We start from the raw sequence: 16,208 nt of genomic DNA, 5'->3' as shown, positions 1-16,208 counted from the left end.
TTTCCCGGCTGGCCCGGACCCTGAGGTGGCCGAGACATCCCGCCCATCCAAAATCCCGCCAGCGCAACCACTACCGGACCTCAAACGCAATTAGCAGAGCGCGCTGTATGCGCCTCGGGCAAACGGAAAAATATCACCATGGGTTTTACTTGCGGTATTGTCGGCCTACCTAATGTGGGCAAATCCACCCTATTCAATGCATTGACCAAAGCGGGTATCGATGCGGAAAACTTCCCCTTCTGCACCATCGAACCCAATGCTGGGGTCGTGCCGGTACCAGATCCCCGCATCGACAAGCTGGCTGAGATCGTCAAACCGGAAAAGGTAATTCCCACCACCATGGAATTTACCGATATCGCCGGTCTGGTTGCGGGCGCCTCCAAGGGGGAAGGTCTGGGTAACAAGTTCCTTGCCAATATCCGCGAGACCGACGCTATCGCCCACGTTGTGCGCTGCTTCGAAGACGATAACGTTATCCACGTCGCAAACCAGGTACACCCTGTAGCGGATATCGAGGTAATCAATACCGAGTTAGCCCTGGCCGACCTGGACACTGTGGAAAAGGCCCTGCAGCGCTTTACCCGCGCCGCCAAGGGGCAGGACAAGCACGCGATCAAGATGAAAGCGTTGCTGGAAAAAATCCAGCCCCACCTGGATGAAGCCAAGCCGCTGCGCTCTTTCGAGCTTTCAGAAGACGAACTGGCGGACCTGCGCGAATTGAGCCTGCTCACTATCAAGCCCACCATGTATATCGCCAACGTGGACGAAGATGGCTTCGAGAACAATCCGCACCTGGATGCTGTGGCAGCCATCGCCGCTGAAGAGAACGCGGTACTGGTACCTATCTGCAACAAACTCGAAGCGGAAATTGCCGAGCTGGACGACGAAGAAAAGCAGGAGTTCCTGGAAGAGCTGGGTATGGAAGAGCCCGGGCTGAACCGCGTGATTCGCGCCGGCTACCAACTGCTGGGCCTGCACACCTACTTCACCGCTGGCGTAAAGGAAGTTCGCGCCTGGACCATTCCACTGGGCGCTACCGCTCCCAACGCCGCCGGTAAAATCCACACTGATTTTGAAAAGGGTTTTATCCGCGCTGAAGTGATTGGCTACAGCGATTACATCGACAACAATGGTGAGGCCGGAGCAAAAGACGCCGGCAAATGGCGCCTGGAAGGCAAGGACTACATTGTCGCCGACGGCGACGTAATCCACTTCCGCTTTAACGTCTAACCGCCTCTCCTTTTTTGCCTCCCCACCCCGGGGAGGCGCGCCTACCAGTGTAAATTCCATGGCTCAATCAAACTGGAAAGTCGGCCTGCCCCTGGCACTGATTACCGTATTTATGTGGGCAACCCTGCCCATCGCCCTTAAAGGGCTTCTCGAATACATCAGTCCCGGTACCGCTACCTGGTATCGCTTTGCCGGTGCAGCGTTGTTGGCGGGCGTCTATTACGGGCAGGCGCGCAAGTTGCAGCTCAGCCCACTCTTCAGTCGCGGCTTGCTGCTTTTCACCATCCTCGCCGTTGCCGGCCTCCTGGTGAACTACCTTGCCTACGCCAGCGGGCTCAATTACATCACCCCTGGCGCCGCCCAGGTTGTAATCCAGCTGGCTCCCCTGCTTCTGCTGATATCCAGCGTACTTTGGCTGGGCGAGCGCTTCTCGCCGCGTCAGTGGAGCGGCGTAGTACTGGTAGTAATTGGGCTACTGCTATTTTTTAACCAGCGCCTGGAAGAGCTGACCAGTGGCGCCGGCGGCGAATACCTGCTGGGGCTCGGCTATATCCTGATCGCCGCTGTCACCTGGGCGATTTACGGCTTTTTCCAGAAAAAAATATTGAGCCGCGCAACACCCCAGGATTTACTGGTAGTGATTTATATCGCAGGAACCCTGTTCTTCCTGCCCATGGCGGAGCCAATGAAGGTTTCCCACCTGGGCTGGCTCGAGTGGGTACTTTTGGCATTTCTCACCGCCAATACGCTGATCGCCTATGGGGCTTTTAGCAAGTCACTAGCGCACTGGGAGGCATCCAGTGTCAGCGCAACCCTGTCATTAGTGCCAGTCATCACCCTTCTGTTCAGTACGCTGATCAGCTCTATCTGGCCCGACTATATTGCAGTTGAGCCGCTCAACTGGATCAGCTGGGCCGGCGCCGGCGCCGTAGTACTCGGTTCCGCCCTCGCCGCAATCAGTTCCAGGCGCCGTTCTGAGCAGTCCCGAGCATCAGATGAAAAAAATCGCTAACTATCTGAAAAGAATACAAAAAAAATGTTGACACCCCCGGCCCATCGTTTAATAATGCGCGCCCTCGGGACAGCCGAGACAACAAAAGAAATGGCAAGGTAGCTCAGCCGGTTAGAGCGCAGCACTCATAATGCTGAGGTCGGGAGTTCGAGTCTCCCCCTTGCTACCATTTCAAATCACAGAGACTATTCTTTGTGAAACTTGAAACTGGGGCGTAGCCAAGCGGTAAGGCAGCGGGTTTTGATCCCGTCATGCGAAGGTTCGAATCCTTCCGCCCCAGCCATCTTCCTAAATTATCTAGCAGGCCCAAATCTGGGCAGCAACCAAAAACGCAACCGTTTTTTATCTGATTCTGCGAATAGCTCGCCAGAACTCGTCCGCGAACGCAATCCAAAAATCAACTACTCCGGCAGCACCACACCATTAGCTTCCATAACTGTCACTTCGGCGCTATCGGGCTCCAGGCCAGCAGTACCTGAAGTTGCTACAGGCGTTCGCACTTGCTCCCTGCGCAAACCCAGGGCCCGCAGCCACTCGAAGCCCGCCAGGCAGCACAGCAATGCCAGCAGCACTAGCGGACCGCCATATCCCTTCATAGCCTCACTCTCGGACATGCAAGTCCACACAAGCTGCACAACGCACAGGAAGGCCACAATCAACAGGGTCGGCTTGCGTCCCAGCAAGCTAACCACAAAAACGCCCAGAGGCGCCCCAAGGGCCACTACCGGTGCTGCTGCCAGCCAATTCCCAAACACGCCAGGCTGCCAATCTCCCGCCAGCGACTTCACTATTACCCCGAGTACCGAACAAAATGCCATGATCACCACAGATGTAGGGATCGCCACCTTAAGATCTACCCTGCTCAACAGCACAAGAGCCGCATACACCAGCATGTCTACACCCACACCGGTAACTGCCACCACGCAAAAGCCGGCAAAAGCACCCAATAGCAAGCCGACACGAAAATCTGTCGGGCACTGGGGGTCTCCCGCGTGCTCACAATCAGTAATTTCGCTGAGGCGATACAAATGAAAAATGCCAAAACTGCCCCAGAGGACGGCAAAGGAGAGTTTCACCCAGAGTTCAGGTATCAGAGGGGCAAACAGCAGGATACCGGCGGGAGTCGCCAGAAGAGAGCCCAGCAGCGCCCCCCGCAACATCGACCAGGCCAGCTGCTGGCGCCGGCAGAGAATAAACAAGCTGGCACTGACCATACCTATCGATTGAACTGCAAAACTAAAGTCGCGCCCCAGGCTTGCCGGCATATCAAAAAACAGCACCAGCACGGGAAACCCAACTGTCCCGCCTCCCATCGGCGTAGAACCAGCGGCATAGCTACCCAGCGCCATCGCCAGGGCCATGGACCAATGCTCGAGTGCCAGGGCCAGGTTCTCGCCCTGTAAAATCAGGAACAACCAAACACCGTAAAACAGAACCAACCAAGCGAACCAATAGCGAAGAGAGAATCGCGCCACGTTTTTCATCTTATTATTTGTGAGCTAAAGCGTCAGAGGGAGACAATAGTGGTACGAGTGTAAGATGGGATCAAGACAAGATTTGGCGAGTTCGCCTATTCCGGTTAGGAGGGTTGCCCGGCAGCCGCAGCTGCCGGGCAAAGCGCAATTAGTTCAAGCGCTTCTTGCGAATCAGGTTTTGAACCTGCATAGAAGACATCATAGAGGCGTAGATTGCCGGCAGGGCTCCACGCTTACGCAGCTCCAGGAAGTCTTCATCAGACAACTTGTTAAGCTTCTCTTCATCGATAACAAAGAAACCTGTCAAATCGTAAGGCTTGTCATCTTCGCTAACACGGAGAGTCAGTTTCTTCTGGGTCAGCAGGTCCTTGGAAACCAGGAACTCAATAAAAGAGTCGGTCACAGCAACACGCTGTGCAGTCTCAACCACCGCCTGGGCGCGATTCTTCAGGAAGTCAGTTTGCTCGCCTTCCCCATCGAACAGCGCTTCACCTTCAGAGTCGCTCAGCATCTTGGAGTCTTCGTCGATGCACAGAACAGCCTGATCCGCGTTGTCTGGGTTCTTCACCAAAACGAACGGGTAAGTGCGCACTTGCACAGGAATGTAGCTACCATTCCAGCCATCAGCACCGGAGAACAGGTTCTCACCGGGGCGCAGACCGGTAAGCGCCACAACTTTAAACTGGTCAGTATTCTGGTCTTTAACGAACAGGATCGGGTAGCTCTGAGCTGCCTGTACGATTTCCTGAACCACCAGCGGCAGAACATGATTACTGCTTACATGGTCAAAAGTAATGTCTTGGGTGAGTTTCAGGTTGGCATGTGCCTTTTTATCCAAAGCTTTGATCTGTGCCATAAGTACAACTCCTAGCTACTTTTATAGTTACTAAATTTTCAGAGATACCCTAACGTACCACTCTTCTACGCATCTACGATGACAAGTGCTTTCCGACAGTCGCCGGAAACCAAAGCCAGCATTAAACAGGGAAGAAGCCCAACTGGCAAACAAAGTCCACCAACATTAACCTAAAGACAAATTTATTTGATTAGGTTAATACTATTCAAGACTATCGCACCAATTAAATTCACTACTCCCCCCTTAAAGTGACCCGGCAACCTTCAAACTCAACGAATCGAGTATTAGCTAGCCAACCCTGACAGGTAGCGCATTACCTGTATCACCCCTCCCCCCACCTCTACAGCTATCGTAACAAGTGGTGCTTTTTTATACGATTGAAAGTGGTTGGAGTGAGTTCGATGCAAAAACCGAGGGGCGCCTCATTATGATGAGCCTACTATTTCTCTTCCATCTCCTTGCAATGGCTCTAGCCGTGAAGAATTACCACACCCTAGCAACCGTAACATTCATTTTTTCCTTGATATCAAGCATCGCCTGGCTGGGCTATCACACCGGCGACAATCTCAACTTAGCCTTGTAGAGGAGGGTGAATGGGCCATACATTTCGAGAGCTTAATGCACTGGGCATACTCGCCGTATGTGCCGTACTCGTCGCCGCAGAGTACTTTCAATTAGTGAATGGAGAATTGCCCTGCCCTCTCTGTTTACTTCAACGAATTGGGCTCACAGGAGTCTTATTTGGCCTGATGCTAAATGTACTCTATGGCAACCGCCCTCTACACTACAGCCTGGCTACACTGTCAGCGCTATTTGGCGCCGCTACCGCGCTGCGCCAAGTCAGCCTACATGTTATTCCCGGAACGCCAGGTTATGGCAATCCATTAATGGGGTATCACTATTACACCTGGGCTCTGATTATCTTCTACATGACAATTATTGGCATCGCGATTGTCAGTGCATTTAATAAGCAATATGGGAACCCCATATTTATTAGCTTTCGAGATCAGAGAGCTCTCGGAAAAACGGCCATAGTGGCTGCATTTTCAATTACCACACTTAATATATTTATAACCTTCGCAGAGTGTGGACCTACTGTTTGCCCGGATAATCCAGACAACTATTGGCTCTTTGGCGCTATCGACGGAATTTAAAAGCAAGCTGAGAAAAGAAAAGGGGGATAGCTATACAAAAGACAGCTTGCAAAGCATATATCCATAGATCAACAGAATAAATAGAGGCCAGGACCGGATTCGAACCGGTGAAAAACGGTGTTGCAGACCGTCGCATTTCCTCTCTGCCACCTGGCCATAAAAAAACCCGGCGCTTCCGCTCCGGGTTCTTTGACTCTACGGAAGCAAAAACGCTTCCGAATAAATTTACAGAAGCACGCAGGTTGCCTGGCAGCAACATATAGAAAGAAGTTCTTGCGCGTATTTCATAGTAAACAGTCTTGTTTAAGTTGCCGCCAAGGATAATGGAACAAAAACTCCATCAACTCTTTCTAGGTAGCCTCAGAATACTGCCCAACCCTAACCTCATTACCGGGCAACGGCTGCTCTGGAACCAGCTGTGCCAACCCAAGAGAAATTAAGGCCATTAAAGACCCGGCAAAGAATACCATTGGCGGAGAGACAAGCCACAGCAAGCCAAATACTACAGGGATAACTACTGCGGCAATATGATTAATAGTAAAGCTGACTCCGGCCGAAGCCGCGATATCCCGCTCGTCGACTATCTTCTGGAAGTAGGTTTTAATCGCAATTGCCATAGAAAAGAATAAATGGTCAACAATATATAATACCGCTGCCAGCGCAGCACTTTCTACCAGCGCATAACCCGCAAATACCAGTATCAGACCAATATATTCCAAAGTTAGGATACGGCGCTCGCCAAACCGAACGATAAACTGTCCGATCTTCGGTGCGATATACAAATTAAGTAAGTGATTTACCGTATAGAGAGCAGCAACCTCCCCCACACTGTATCCAAATTTCTCCACCATCAAAAAACCAGCGAATACTATAAAGATCTGCCTGCGAGCCCCACTCATCATCGTGAGCGCATAATAGAGCCAATAGCGTTTTCGCAGAATAAGCTTCTTATGCTGGCTGTGGGGCTGAGCAAACTGAGGGAAAAGGACCCAGGCACCTAAAGCAATGACAATGGTCGCGCCACCACCAATTAGATAAACCCATGAATAATCCAAACCTGCGAAGTTCATTAAACCCCACACCAAACCATAAGCCAGAAGCGCGGCAAAGGAACCTGCGGCAGCCATACGCCCCATCCAAACTGCTGCTGTTTGTTTGGGGAACCACTGGAGTGCCAGGGAAGTCTGCAAGGTCTCATAAAAATGAAATCCCGTAGACATTAAAAGTGTAGTGAGTAACAACCCGGTCAATGAAGGATACAGCCCCGTTAGCATCACCCCAAGGCCAGTTGCTACCAAGGAGATTATCGCCAGTCTCTGCTCCCTGACAAAAAGTAATACAAAGACCACTAGGAAGGCCAAAAAGCCAGGTATCTCACGCACACTTTGCAACAAACCAATATCTGCACCGGTAAATGCTGCCTTTTCAATAACAAAGTTATTAAGTAACGTATTCCAAACAGCAAATGAGAGCGGCATCGAAGCTGCCAGAATAAGCAAAAGAATTTCAGGCCGGCGAAGACGTTGTAGCATAAATGACCTCCTATAGCTAAGGCCCGCAATATACGCCCTCAATATCCAACTGTAAAATTATAAAAATAGTACTGAAGAATGAGTTTTCATCGAGAATATTGCAGCTCATAAAATTAAATACTAATTAAGCCATTAAATAGTGGTAACACCGACCAACAACTTGCTCAACTGCCCGAAAAAACGGTGAACAAGACGTACCAATTGGAAAAGTAGCAAGCCATCTAATTATGTATAAATTCCCGCTAATCATGTATTTTTAATGAGATGAGGAAGCTTAGCTCACTACATATAATGACTAGAATCAGACAACTCCAACCTAAATTCACCTATGCTTTAACTGCTATATCTCTAGGCGCCTTACACCACAGCATGACTGATTACCAATCATAGATAACTCTTGGAGAGAAAAATGCGTATTCATTCCTGGCGAATTTATCATCTCAACTTAGTCATACTACTTACCACACTCCCTCTCCTACTGGCGAATGCCGCTGCTCAAGAAGATAACTTACCTGACAAACTTAAATTAAACGAATGGAAGGTGCCCTGGGAGGGACTCCCCAGAGACCCGCATGTAGACAGTAAAGGTAATGTCTGGTTCTGTGGGCAAGCGGGTAACTACATCGGAAAGTTTACACCGACCTCTGAAGAGTTTAAGCAGTATGAAATACCTGAAGGTACTCACCCTCATAACCTGATTGTGGATTCAAACGATATTGTTTGGTATGCAGGTAATCGCAATGCGCATATTGGGCGATTAGACACCAATAATGGACAAATTAAACAATATCCAATGCCAGAAGGTATCAAAGACCCACATACGTTAATCTTCAATCGAGAGGGAAATATCTGGTTCACAGCCCAGCAAAGTAACCGCATAGGACTGTTAAATATACAGAGTGGCAAGGTTCTAAGTGCCACCCCAACAACCGCTAATGCCCGCCCCTATGGTATTAAGATTGATGCTCAGGGAAACCCCTGGGTAGCTCTATTTGGCACCAACAAGTTAGCGCGAGTAGACGCAAAAACCATGGCCATAAGTGAGGTTAACCTGCCACGCCCAAATGCTCGCCCTCGCAGACTGGAAATCGACCCTACCGGCAATGTTTGGTATGTAGATTATCCAGAAGGCTATTTGGGGCGCTATACCCCGACGACCAAGGAGTTTAAAGAGTGGAAGCTACCCAGTAAGAATCCTCGCCCCTACGGAACAGCACTGGACAACAATAACCAACTTTGGGTCGCTGATACTGGAGAGATTCCAAATATCATTTTTGCCTTTAACACAGAAAAAGAGAAATTCACAAGCAAGACCCCAGTTCCAAGTGGTGGAAATATAAGATATATGTATTTTAACAATATGGATGGAAGCTTTTGGTTTGGTGTTGATTCTGGATTTATTGACCAGGGGATACCAAAATAGACGCATATATAGATCGAAAAGCGTACTACCAGCTTGACGCCCACAAAATCAATAACCAAACTCACTCAAAGCAGTAGATCTGCGCCAAGTGCAACAACAACTAATAAATTATACTTGGTACCAACACCTAAAATATCTACAAAGGTAAATATGTCAAACGTTGCATAACCCTACCCACCAACTACAAACTACAAACTGAGGTTTTTGCTCTCCTCTTAAAAAACCAGGAACTCATTATAATCTTGAGGCTCCAAAGACCGTTAACAGTGCAATTAAACGACCTTGATTTTAAATTCGATAACGCTTTAATGCAAAAAAACGATATAACAATTAATTTAGGTATAAAAATGCATAAAAAAATAGACAGAGTGATACCACTTTTGATAATCGCTATCATCGCATCATCAAGCAGCTTCGTTATCCACCTCGCCTCTGCAGAATGGCTTCCAGAATGGATAAGTCAACAAATGCAAGGGGTCAGCATACAGCCCTCATGGAATATAAAATATATAGCTCTATTGACATCAATCGAATATGGCGTCGCTGCAATAATTCTATATATCCTGATACAAGACAAACTATTCAAGTACAGACTTCCATTTAGAATTCTAATTTTTTCAGCTCTACTAACAGCCACTCACGGCGCCCTAGTGAGGCAACCATTGATGGATTACCTTATTGGCAACCCACTAAAAGTTACACTAGCTCAAAATGGCATGAAGTGGCTCGTATGGATACTCATGGCAACCGTTGTAATTATAGGTATTGAAGCATTCGCCTCAAATAAATCAAACTCTAGCGACTCTACAAAACAAAAAGCGTGCAGCGATCATTAAATAAAATTTATAAACAGAATTTACAATTATGGAACCGAAACAGACCGGGATAGCATACGATACCATCACAGATCTATGGGAACGTAAAGAGTTCAACAGAAACAACGGTATTAGCCAGTATAAGCGGGCACTTGGCTTTGTAAAAAATAGAGGCTCGGCACTAGATGTAGGGTGTGGCTGCACAGGAAGGCATATCGAGCTTCTGCAAACTGAAGGATTTGCTCCCGAGGGAATTGATGTTTCTAAGAGAATGATAGAGATCGCCAGGGATAAACACCCTAATGTCAACTTCTATCTAGAGGATATATGTGAATGGAAAGGCACAAAAAAATATGACTTTATAAGCGCGTGGGATAGCATCTGGCATATACCAATTGAAAAACAAGAGGAAACTATAAGGAAGCTAGCGTCTTACTTAAACAAGGAAGGCGTTCTAATATTCTCCTTTGGTGGAACAGATAAAGAGGACTATCATAAGAATAATGCGATGGGACAGGAATTATATTACTCCACCTTAGGCACAAATAAATTTATACAACTCCTTATTTCATCTGGTTGTATTTGTAGACATCTGGAGTACGACCAACCACCAGAATTACACGCCTATTTGATTGCTCAGAAGATATAATTATTTAGACCCCGTTCCCTCTATCATGGGTAGCCTATATGTTAAACGGAGCAATGCTTGTTTGGTTTATTCTTACCGGTCTCAGCGTAGTTTTTGTTATTTGGGACTCAATCACTAATGCGCCAACCAGCTGGGTTCAGCGCCTGGCTTGGATATTAGTGATTCTTTATACCGGTGTCATCGGCTTAATCTTCTACCTACTCACCTGTCGCCGCCCCTTTCCTGGCGGCCACGATCAATTCACTAGGACCACATGGAAGCAAAGTGTAAATAGCGAAATGCATTGTCTTGCAGGTGATGCAACTGGAATCCTTATCGCAGCATCTATTGTACCTACACTGGGCCTCACCAATGGATGGGACTCCATAATTGAGTACTTGGCTGGCTTTATTTGTGGTTTGTTTATTTTTCAGGCATTGATGATGCGAAGTATGTATCAGGGAAACTACTTAAAAGCAGTGGGCAAAACTTTCTTTGCTGAAACTGTATCGATGAACATGGTTATGGCTGGCATGATACCCGCTATGGTGATACTGACTTCCATATGGCCAAACTCTGAAGCCCCATCAAATGCTACCTTTTGGTTTCGTATGAGCTTGGCAACCATTGTTGGAGGTATCATTGCTTACCCTATTAACTATTGGCTGGTAAAAAATCATTTAAAACACGGATGTATGACTCTTCCGGGAAAAGATGGAACCGCGCCCAATCTTGGTCATTGCTCTCATGAATGCGCCCCAAATTCAGCATCGCACACCTATGGTACCTCACAAGCAGAAACACATAAAATGGAAATGCATTCTCTATCTATAATGGAATCAAGTATATGGATAACGGGCACGTTTATAGTTCTTTTTCTTGCAATTTATGTCACGGATAAAATCACACCAATATACTTTTGATCTAATAACCTTATGCACTCAAAATAATCGCTTAAGCATAAGATTCAAAAATTTTCTTTCTCCGCCTGTAGTAAGATTTCACTCTGAGGGTGGCTGCCAATTGATTACCGGGCTTATACCTTCAGTATTACATAACCAAACAATCGCTTTCATTCCCACCTTAAGCTTCCCCTTAGTATCAATGAGTTTCTCCCAATCGCTGGAATGAAAATTACGGCCATGGATGCGGAACTGCCCGAGAACCTCCTTCCAATTTGGCATAGTCAGGTTTAGAACCTCATTTGTTCCATGGTCAGTAGCAACCCAAAGCTTAACTCCATCTTTCACCCGCACAAGTTTTGTAATCTCCCCCTGCCATGAAGTTAATTGGTTTCGATCACAGGTCACGTACTCTGGAACAGCTAACCTTTGAGCCAATAGATCCGAACTAGCAAAAATTAGTAAGCTCAGCACTAAAAATAAATAATGTTCTTTATTCATAATTGAAGAAGGGGGGCAAGCCCCCCTTAACTGTTAAAGACCACGATAAGTCGCGCTTTGTTCATCCGCGCGAGTGGCCTGACCTTCAGTGAACTCGTACATACAGCTATCGTCAGTATAATCCATAAAGTTAGTTACCGGATCTTCCCCTTCAGCATTTCTTCCCCTGGTACAGGTATCCCGACCAACAGGGCAGCCATAAGCAGCCGATCTCTCCGCAGGAGTATCTGAGACGTAGTCTCCCCGGCCGAAACATCCACCTTGGAACGTATGATAAAGACCCAACCAGTGGCCAACCTCGTGAGTTAAGGTATCCCCCTCATTGTAGGGCGCAGCATCACCTCCAGGTACAGAACCAGTTAAAATTACTACGCCGTCATCAAGTGGATCAGAGGAGTAACTACTTGGGAATGTAGCCCACCCAAGTAGGCCATCACTAATTTCAGCTACATAGATATTCAAATCCCCGGCATCGCCAACTCGTAAGGAAGATTTCATTGACTGTTCAGCCGAAGAATTGTAACCAACGTTATACCAAGAATTATTTGCTGTAACAGTGGTTGAAACTAAATTAAAAGTAAATGGAGTATTTGCGTAAGCATCATTCAACACATCCATTTGCGTATTAATCTCACTATTAGAAAGTGCTCCATTATTAGCTGAGTCAGTAATTACATGAAAGTAAACATCAACTTCTACAGAACCTGCGGGCCGCAATGTGTGTGCCACACTTCTATCACTTGATATACCACGCAGAGTAGAAAAATGCTGCTCTTTTAATGCAGCTTCCTGAACTGATGGGTGGTCTGTACCGCAGCGCTTTAGCCCAACGCTATTGTTGGCAGCCTCAACCGAAGAAACACTTTGAGCAAAACCTATAGTTGATGACGCAAGCACGCACAATGATAAAGCAGTTTTTATCGAGATATTGGAAACAGTCTTTCTCATAACCTAAGCCTTAATTTTATTATTTATTTACACTCCCATAAGAGCCCGCCAACTTTCCACGCTTCCATAAACTTTTGTCAATAGCACCAATTCTTAAATTGATGATAATGACATCAAACTCTTTAATAAGGCGTAACGTTCAACAAGAAAAAAGCAAATCTAAAAAAAATAAAAACTCAAAAAAACAAAATACAGATACATTTCTCTATAAAATTAGTTACATGTGAAATTTTTTCACGGAAAAACCAAGGTGCAACTCACTTAAAAATGCGAACAAAAAATTGAGGAACCTGAAATTACTGACAGGTAAAATTCCAATAAAAAATACCGAATTTTATTTCAACAAAGCGGACAGTTATATTTTTTATGATACATCATCACAAAAATAGCTCGCACCAACTGGGGTTAATAATAAAAAGATATTCCAATCATTAGAGCATCTAATTCAAAAGGCCAATCACAAATAACAAAGGCCACTTACCTCCTGTGATCATGGAGGTAAGCGGCCTTTATAAATTCTGGAATTTTTAAACTAGAGTGAACACTCTACTCTCAATTAGCCCCACTGCTCTTGAGAGCTAAGATCATTCCCGCTACTCGGCGAGCGGCAGGCAGTAAAGTGAAGCTTGTTATAACCTAACTTATTTTCAGTAATGACTTTTAGAACATCATCCAAATGAATATGAGCCCCATCTTCAACCAAAATCAAATCATGATCATGAAGGCCACTCTGCCAAGCCTTTTTGATATTATCCAGATGACCAGGGCTTTTTTCATTATATGAGAGATTATAATTATAAACGCTCGCACCACCACCAGCTATAGAGTGGACTTTTCCTGACCCCATATTTAGGAACTCAAAAGTTCCAAATTTTTCTTTACTATTTTCCTCATTGGCAGGCTTACCTGTTTTTGTCAAACTCCTGACTGCATGATCAGAAGATGCCGAACCATGAAATGAGTAGAAGTATAGAGCCAAACCCTCTGGCAATTCAGCCTTACCAAAAGAGCCGTTATCAAATGAACCATGTGCGTAAAGGATCGCCTCATTACCACTGGCTTGTTCCTTTTTATGAATTATTACTTTTCCAAACTGAACAGTTTTCATTACATTCCTTATCGATCAAAGGTTGGAGAATCTATTTTTTGACTACACCAGCAAAATGCGGTCACAAATTTAAGATTATTCTTTTCAAACAAAACCCAACTGTTTTTAATGGTTACAGATAAACAAAACTAGATCAACGAAAATAAAATCTATGTAAGCGACTGAAATCCAATCTTCATTACCACACTCTCATTCAAGCAAAACCGTAATCATGACAAGTGAAAAAACTATGAGCTGAGAAACAAACGTCATACAAAACCCCAAAAAACCACAGGATCCCAATTAAGGAATTTTTCTTCCACATTTCAAACTAGGAGTAAAAGGGTTTAAGGCCTGATGAACAACCTCACAAAAAAATGGTTATGCTGCCTTAGAGAAACTGAGACTCAATTTCGCATGACAAAAAGTTCTATTACACATAAAAGACAATATCCTTGCCCATTACAACCATCATACAGTCAAGTACGCCTAGCAAACTCTTTTTTCAAATTTATTTGATTAAAATAAGAAGTGGGAGGCATGCCACCTCTCATCATTGCTCTAGGAAGAGAGGTCAATAAGCCACAAAAACCTAGATTACCAACATATGAAATACAGAGTTATTTTTTTACAAATATATTATCGAGAAATCTCTCACAAGCGATTAAGGCTCAAATATATTGACGACCTACTCTTTCAGCTGGATTACTCTTTTAAGCTGATAAGAATGAATTGATGAGCTATGGACGAATGTCTACACTGAAAAAGAGTGGCGTATGGTATGGATAAAAAAAGATAAAACTTTCCCGCCAAATTAACCTCTAAATGTGATAGATATAAATCGTATGCTGACAGGCATTGGAGACTTTCTTGGACGAAGCAGCGCTGGTGAGCCTGGCGTCAAAACTGTTTGGCAGGAAAAAACTAAACTGCTTCACTATTTGAAGGCAGCGGAAACTTTAAATCGGCTTAAAGGATGTGTATTAAATGTAGTGGTTCAGGCTCGATCTAACAGTTATCAGCTTTTAAAAAGGTACCCCGTCAGGTCAAATCCAGTTTACGAGTTTATCCTTCCTGATATTTTTCTATCTTTAAGTGTTGCCATCAGTGTGCGGCGTGCATTTATTTGTGGCAGAGATACCGAATTCGGAAATGATTACGAGCATCGCCGCGAATGAATTCAAAGCCGTATGCATAAGTTGGCCGAGGTGTTTGCGCTAGTTATTGCTGCCTATGCGGTAATGAGTAATCACTACTATATAGTGCTATACATCGACACAGAATCTGCTAATAAGTGGTCGCAGAGATAATTACTCGCTGACAAAAACTCTTCAAAGCCTCTAGCTTGGTCCAGCGCTATCTTCAAGGCGATGCCCTCGGTCACGCTGAAGTAAACAGGCTAAAAGAATTCTTGTCCCAATGGCGGGAGCGCCTAATGAATATCAGCTGGTTTATGCGCTGCCTGAACGAGCCCATCGCCCGCCAGGCCAATGCCGAGGACAACTGCACCGGTCGTTTCTGGGAAGGGCGTTTCAAATCTCAGGCCTTGCTGGATGAAAGAGCCCTTGCCGCCTGCCTGGCTTACGTGGACCTCAACCCTATCCGTGCTGGTATCGCTAAAACCCCAGAAGAATCCGATTACACTTCGATCCAGCAACGTATCCACACAGCCATCTCAGGCCAGCAGCCCAAAAGCCTACTGCCGCTGGTCGGCGGGGAGCGCCGGGATATGCCTAAAGGCTTGCCTTTTCAGCTGGATAACTATTTAGAGCTGGTAGACTGGAGTGGCCGGCAGCTGCACCCTAAAAAGCGCGGCGCTATTCCCGAAAACATCCCACCTATTTTAAATCGGCTGGGTATTTCGCCAAAACACTGGCTTTATCTAAACCGCAATTTTGAAAGCCGCTTTAAACGCTTGGTGGGCTCAGCGGAAGCGGTACGCCAGGTCTGTGCGCAGCAAAATAAACACTGGGTACACGGGCTGCGCGATTGCCAGCGCTTTCTTAGCCCCACCCCCTGCTAAATTACAGAAATCCGCTTATCAGCTGCCCCTAGATTCCATCGCTCCCGACTCTACATCTCGCCTGATTCCCTATGGACTCCCCAAATGATCTTTTAACGCCAAATTGCCATCTATTTTGAGACAAATATACCGGCTACCAAGTGGTGGCGTAAAAATTCTTGTCTAGCTTCCGACTCTCCATTCTATGGATGTCCTAATCAGCTCGGTGTATTGGGCGCCCATAACGGGCCTGTTTAAACAGCAACTTTTTTACTTTTACATCTATCTCGATAGCTCTTTAGGGAGCTCCACCAATTTACTTTTCATGCTATCCAAAAGCTCGAGAAACTCTGGCTCCACATCCAATATGCAGGACCTACAAACTGAAACCAGCTCCCTATCAATCTCTGCAAAAATATCCTTGTACTTTAAATCTTCTTCAGGCTCTGCAGAATCCATGTTGCTTTCATAATTTCTTATTTGAGGGTCATAAAACAAAGTCGAGGAGTTTAAACCCAGTTTTTTCAAACAGGTACCACATAGAAGAGTTGATATATATATCATATTCGACTGAGAAAGCTCTTCCATTATTAAATAGAACCTTTCTTTTTTGTTGCTCTCAAACCCTGCTTTCAAATGAGAA

Annotated in this window: 17 protein-coding genes and 3 tRNA genes; 12 read left to right on the top strand and 8 right to left on the bottom strand. The window is 45.8% G+C overall.

From position 1 onward, the window contains the following. Positions 1-138: 138 nt before the first annotated feature. The 4 genes from ychF (at position 139) to ACJJIL_RS03905 (ending at position 2,525) form a co-directional block, all read left to right on the top strand. On the top strand, positions 139-1,230 hold the full coding sequence (gene ychF, locus ACJJIL_RS03920) for a redox-regulated ATPase YchF (RefSeq protein ID WP_445355834.1): 1,092 nt from the start codon (positions 139-141) through the stop codon (positions 1,228-1,230). Positions 1,231-1,288: 58 nt separating this feature from the next. Beyond that, positions 1,289-2,242: a DMT family transporter gene (locus ACJJIL_RS03915; protein ID WP_445355833.1), complete on the top strand. Its 954-nt coding sequence runs from the start codon at positions 1,289-1,291 to the stop codon at positions 2,240-2,242. Positions 2,243-2,334: 92 nt separating this feature from the next. Then, positions 2,335-2,411, top strand: a tRNA-Met gene (locus ACJJIL_RS03910). Between the two features lie 39 nt (positions 2,412-2,450). Next, a tRNA-Gln gene (locus ACJJIL_RS03905) sits at positions 2,451-2,525 on the top strand. A 118-nt stretch (positions 2,526-2,643) separates the two neighbouring features. Here ACJJIL_RS03905 and ACJJIL_RS03900 read toward each other — a convergent pair. After that, complete coding sequence (locus ACJJIL_RS03900) at positions 2,644-3,726, bottom strand: sulfite exporter TauE/SafE family protein (protein ID WP_444958485.1); 1,083 nt, start codon at positions 3,724-3,726, stop codon at positions 2,644-2,646. Positions 3,727-3,865: 139 nt separating this feature from the next. Next, positions 3,866-4,573, bottom strand: a complete 708-nt coding sequence (locus ACJJIL_RS03895; RefSeq protein ID WP_444958486.1) for a SapC family protein — start codon at positions 4,571-4,573, stop codon at positions 3,866-3,868. Positions 4,574-5,000: 427 nt separating this feature from the next. Between ACJJIL_RS03895 and ACJJIL_RS03890 the strand changes: the two genes are divergently transcribed. Both ACJJIL_RS03890 and ACJJIL_RS03885 read left to right on the top strand, forming a co-directional pair. Further along, entirely contained in the window at positions 5,001-5,156 is a 156-nt protein-coding gene (locus ACJJIL_RS03890) for a DUF5993 family protein (protein ID WP_445356305.1), read from the top strand. Positions 5,157-5,166: 10 nt separating this feature from the next. Beyond that, a complete protein-coding gene (locus ACJJIL_RS03885; protein WP_444958487.1) occupies positions 5,167-5,727 on the top strand; it encodes a disulfide bond formation protein B in 561 nt (186 codons plus the stop codon). A gap of 84 nt (positions 5,728-5,811) precedes the next feature. On the opposite strand, the gene ACJJIL_RS03880 is transcribed toward ACJJIL_RS03885, so the two are convergent. Both ACJJIL_RS03880 and ACJJIL_RS03875 read right to left on the bottom strand, forming a co-directional pair. Continuing rightward, a tRNA-Cys gene (locus ACJJIL_RS03880) sits at positions 5,812-5,883 on the bottom strand. 194 nt (positions 5,884-6,077) lie between these two features. Next, a complete protein-coding gene (locus ACJJIL_RS03875) occupies positions 6,078-7,259 on the bottom strand; it encodes an MFS transporter (RefSeq protein ID WP_445355832.1) in 1,182 nt (393 codons plus the stop codon). Between the two features lie 409 nt (positions 7,260-7,668). Between ACJJIL_RS03875 and ACJJIL_RS03870 the strand changes: the two genes are divergently transcribed. The 4 genes from ACJJIL_RS03870 to ACJJIL_RS03855 all read left to right on the top strand — a co-directional run bounded on the left by ACJJIL_RS03870 (position 7,669) and on the right by ACJJIL_RS03855 (position 11,048). After that, complete coding sequence (locus ACJJIL_RS03870) at positions 7,669-8,682, top strand: Vgb family protein (RefSeq protein WP_445355831.1); 1,014 nt, start codon at positions 7,669-7,671, stop codon at positions 8,680-8,682. A gap of 266 nt (positions 8,683-8,948) precedes the next feature. Further along, complete coding sequence (locus ACJJIL_RS03865; protein WP_445355830.1) at positions 8,949-9,518, top strand: hypothetical protein; 570 nt, start codon at positions 8,949-8,951, stop codon at positions 9,516-9,518. A 28-nt stretch (positions 9,519-9,546) separates the two neighbouring features. Further along, the gene (locus ACJJIL_RS03860) at positions 9,547-10,146 is read left to right on the top strand and encodes a class I SAM-dependent methyltransferase (protein ID WP_445355829.1); all 600 of its coding nucleotides are present in this window, start codon (positions 9,547-9,549) and stop codon (positions 10,144-10,146) included. 38 nt (positions 10,147-10,184) lie between these two features. Continuing rightward, positions 10,185-11,048 (top strand): DUF4396 domain-containing protein, encoded by an 864-nt coding sequence (locus ACJJIL_RS03855; protein ID WP_445355828.1) that lies wholly within the window; start codon positions 10,185-10,187, stop codon positions 11,046-11,048. Positions 11,049-11,126: 78 nt separating this feature from the next. On the opposite strand, the gene ACJJIL_RS03850 is transcribed toward ACJJIL_RS03855, so the two are convergent. The 3 genes from ACJJIL_RS03850 to ACJJIL_RS03840 all read right to left on the bottom strand — a co-directional run bounded on the left by ACJJIL_RS03850 (position 11,127) and on the right by ACJJIL_RS03840 (position 13,584). After that, entirely contained in the window at positions 11,127-11,528 is a 402-nt protein-coding gene (locus ACJJIL_RS03850; protein WP_445355827.1) for a hypothetical protein, read from the bottom strand. Positions 11,529-11,561: 33 nt separating this feature from the next. After that, positions 11,562-12,476 carry a zinc metalloprotease gene (locus ACJJIL_RS03845; RefSeq protein ID WP_445355826.1) on the bottom strand — a complete coding sequence of 305 codons (915 nt, stop codon included), beginning with the start codon at positions 12,474-12,476 and terminating at the stop codon, positions 11,562-11,564. Positions 12,477-13,032: 556 nt separating this feature from the next. After that, positions 13,033-13,584, bottom strand: a complete 552-nt coding sequence (locus ACJJIL_RS03840) for a putative adhesin (protein ID WP_444925747.1) — start codon at positions 13,582-13,584, stop codon at positions 13,033-13,035. An 824-nt stretch (positions 13,585-14,408) separates the two neighbouring features. Here ACJJIL_RS03840 and ACJJIL_RS03835 point away from each other — a divergent pair. Together ACJJIL_RS03835 and ACJJIL_RS03830 are read left to right on the top strand one after the other, a co-directional pair. Further along, entirely contained in the window at positions 14,409-14,741 is a 333-nt protein-coding gene (locus ACJJIL_RS03835) for a hypothetical protein (RefSeq protein WP_445361237.1), read from the top strand. A 257-nt stretch (positions 14,742-14,998) separates the two neighbouring features. Continuing rightward, entirely contained in the window at positions 14,999-15,586 is a 588-nt protein-coding gene (locus tag ACJJIL_RS03830; RefSeq protein ID WP_445355824.1) for a hypothetical protein, read from the top strand. Between the two features lie 261 nt (positions 15,587-15,847). On the opposite strand, the gene ACJJIL_RS03825 is transcribed toward ACJJIL_RS03830, so the two are convergent. Further along, positions 15,848-16,201, bottom strand: a complete 354-nt coding sequence (locus ACJJIL_RS03825; protein WP_445361236.1) for a hypothetical protein — start codon at positions 16,199-16,201, stop codon at positions 15,848-15,850. Positions 16,202-16,208 lie beyond the last annotated feature (7 nt).

It is taken from the genome of Microbulbifer maximicatervae (SeqCode), assembly GCF_052468095.1.
The sequence above is the reverse complement of the archived record's forward strand: the minus strand, read 5'-3'. Positions and strand labels throughout refer to the sequence as shown.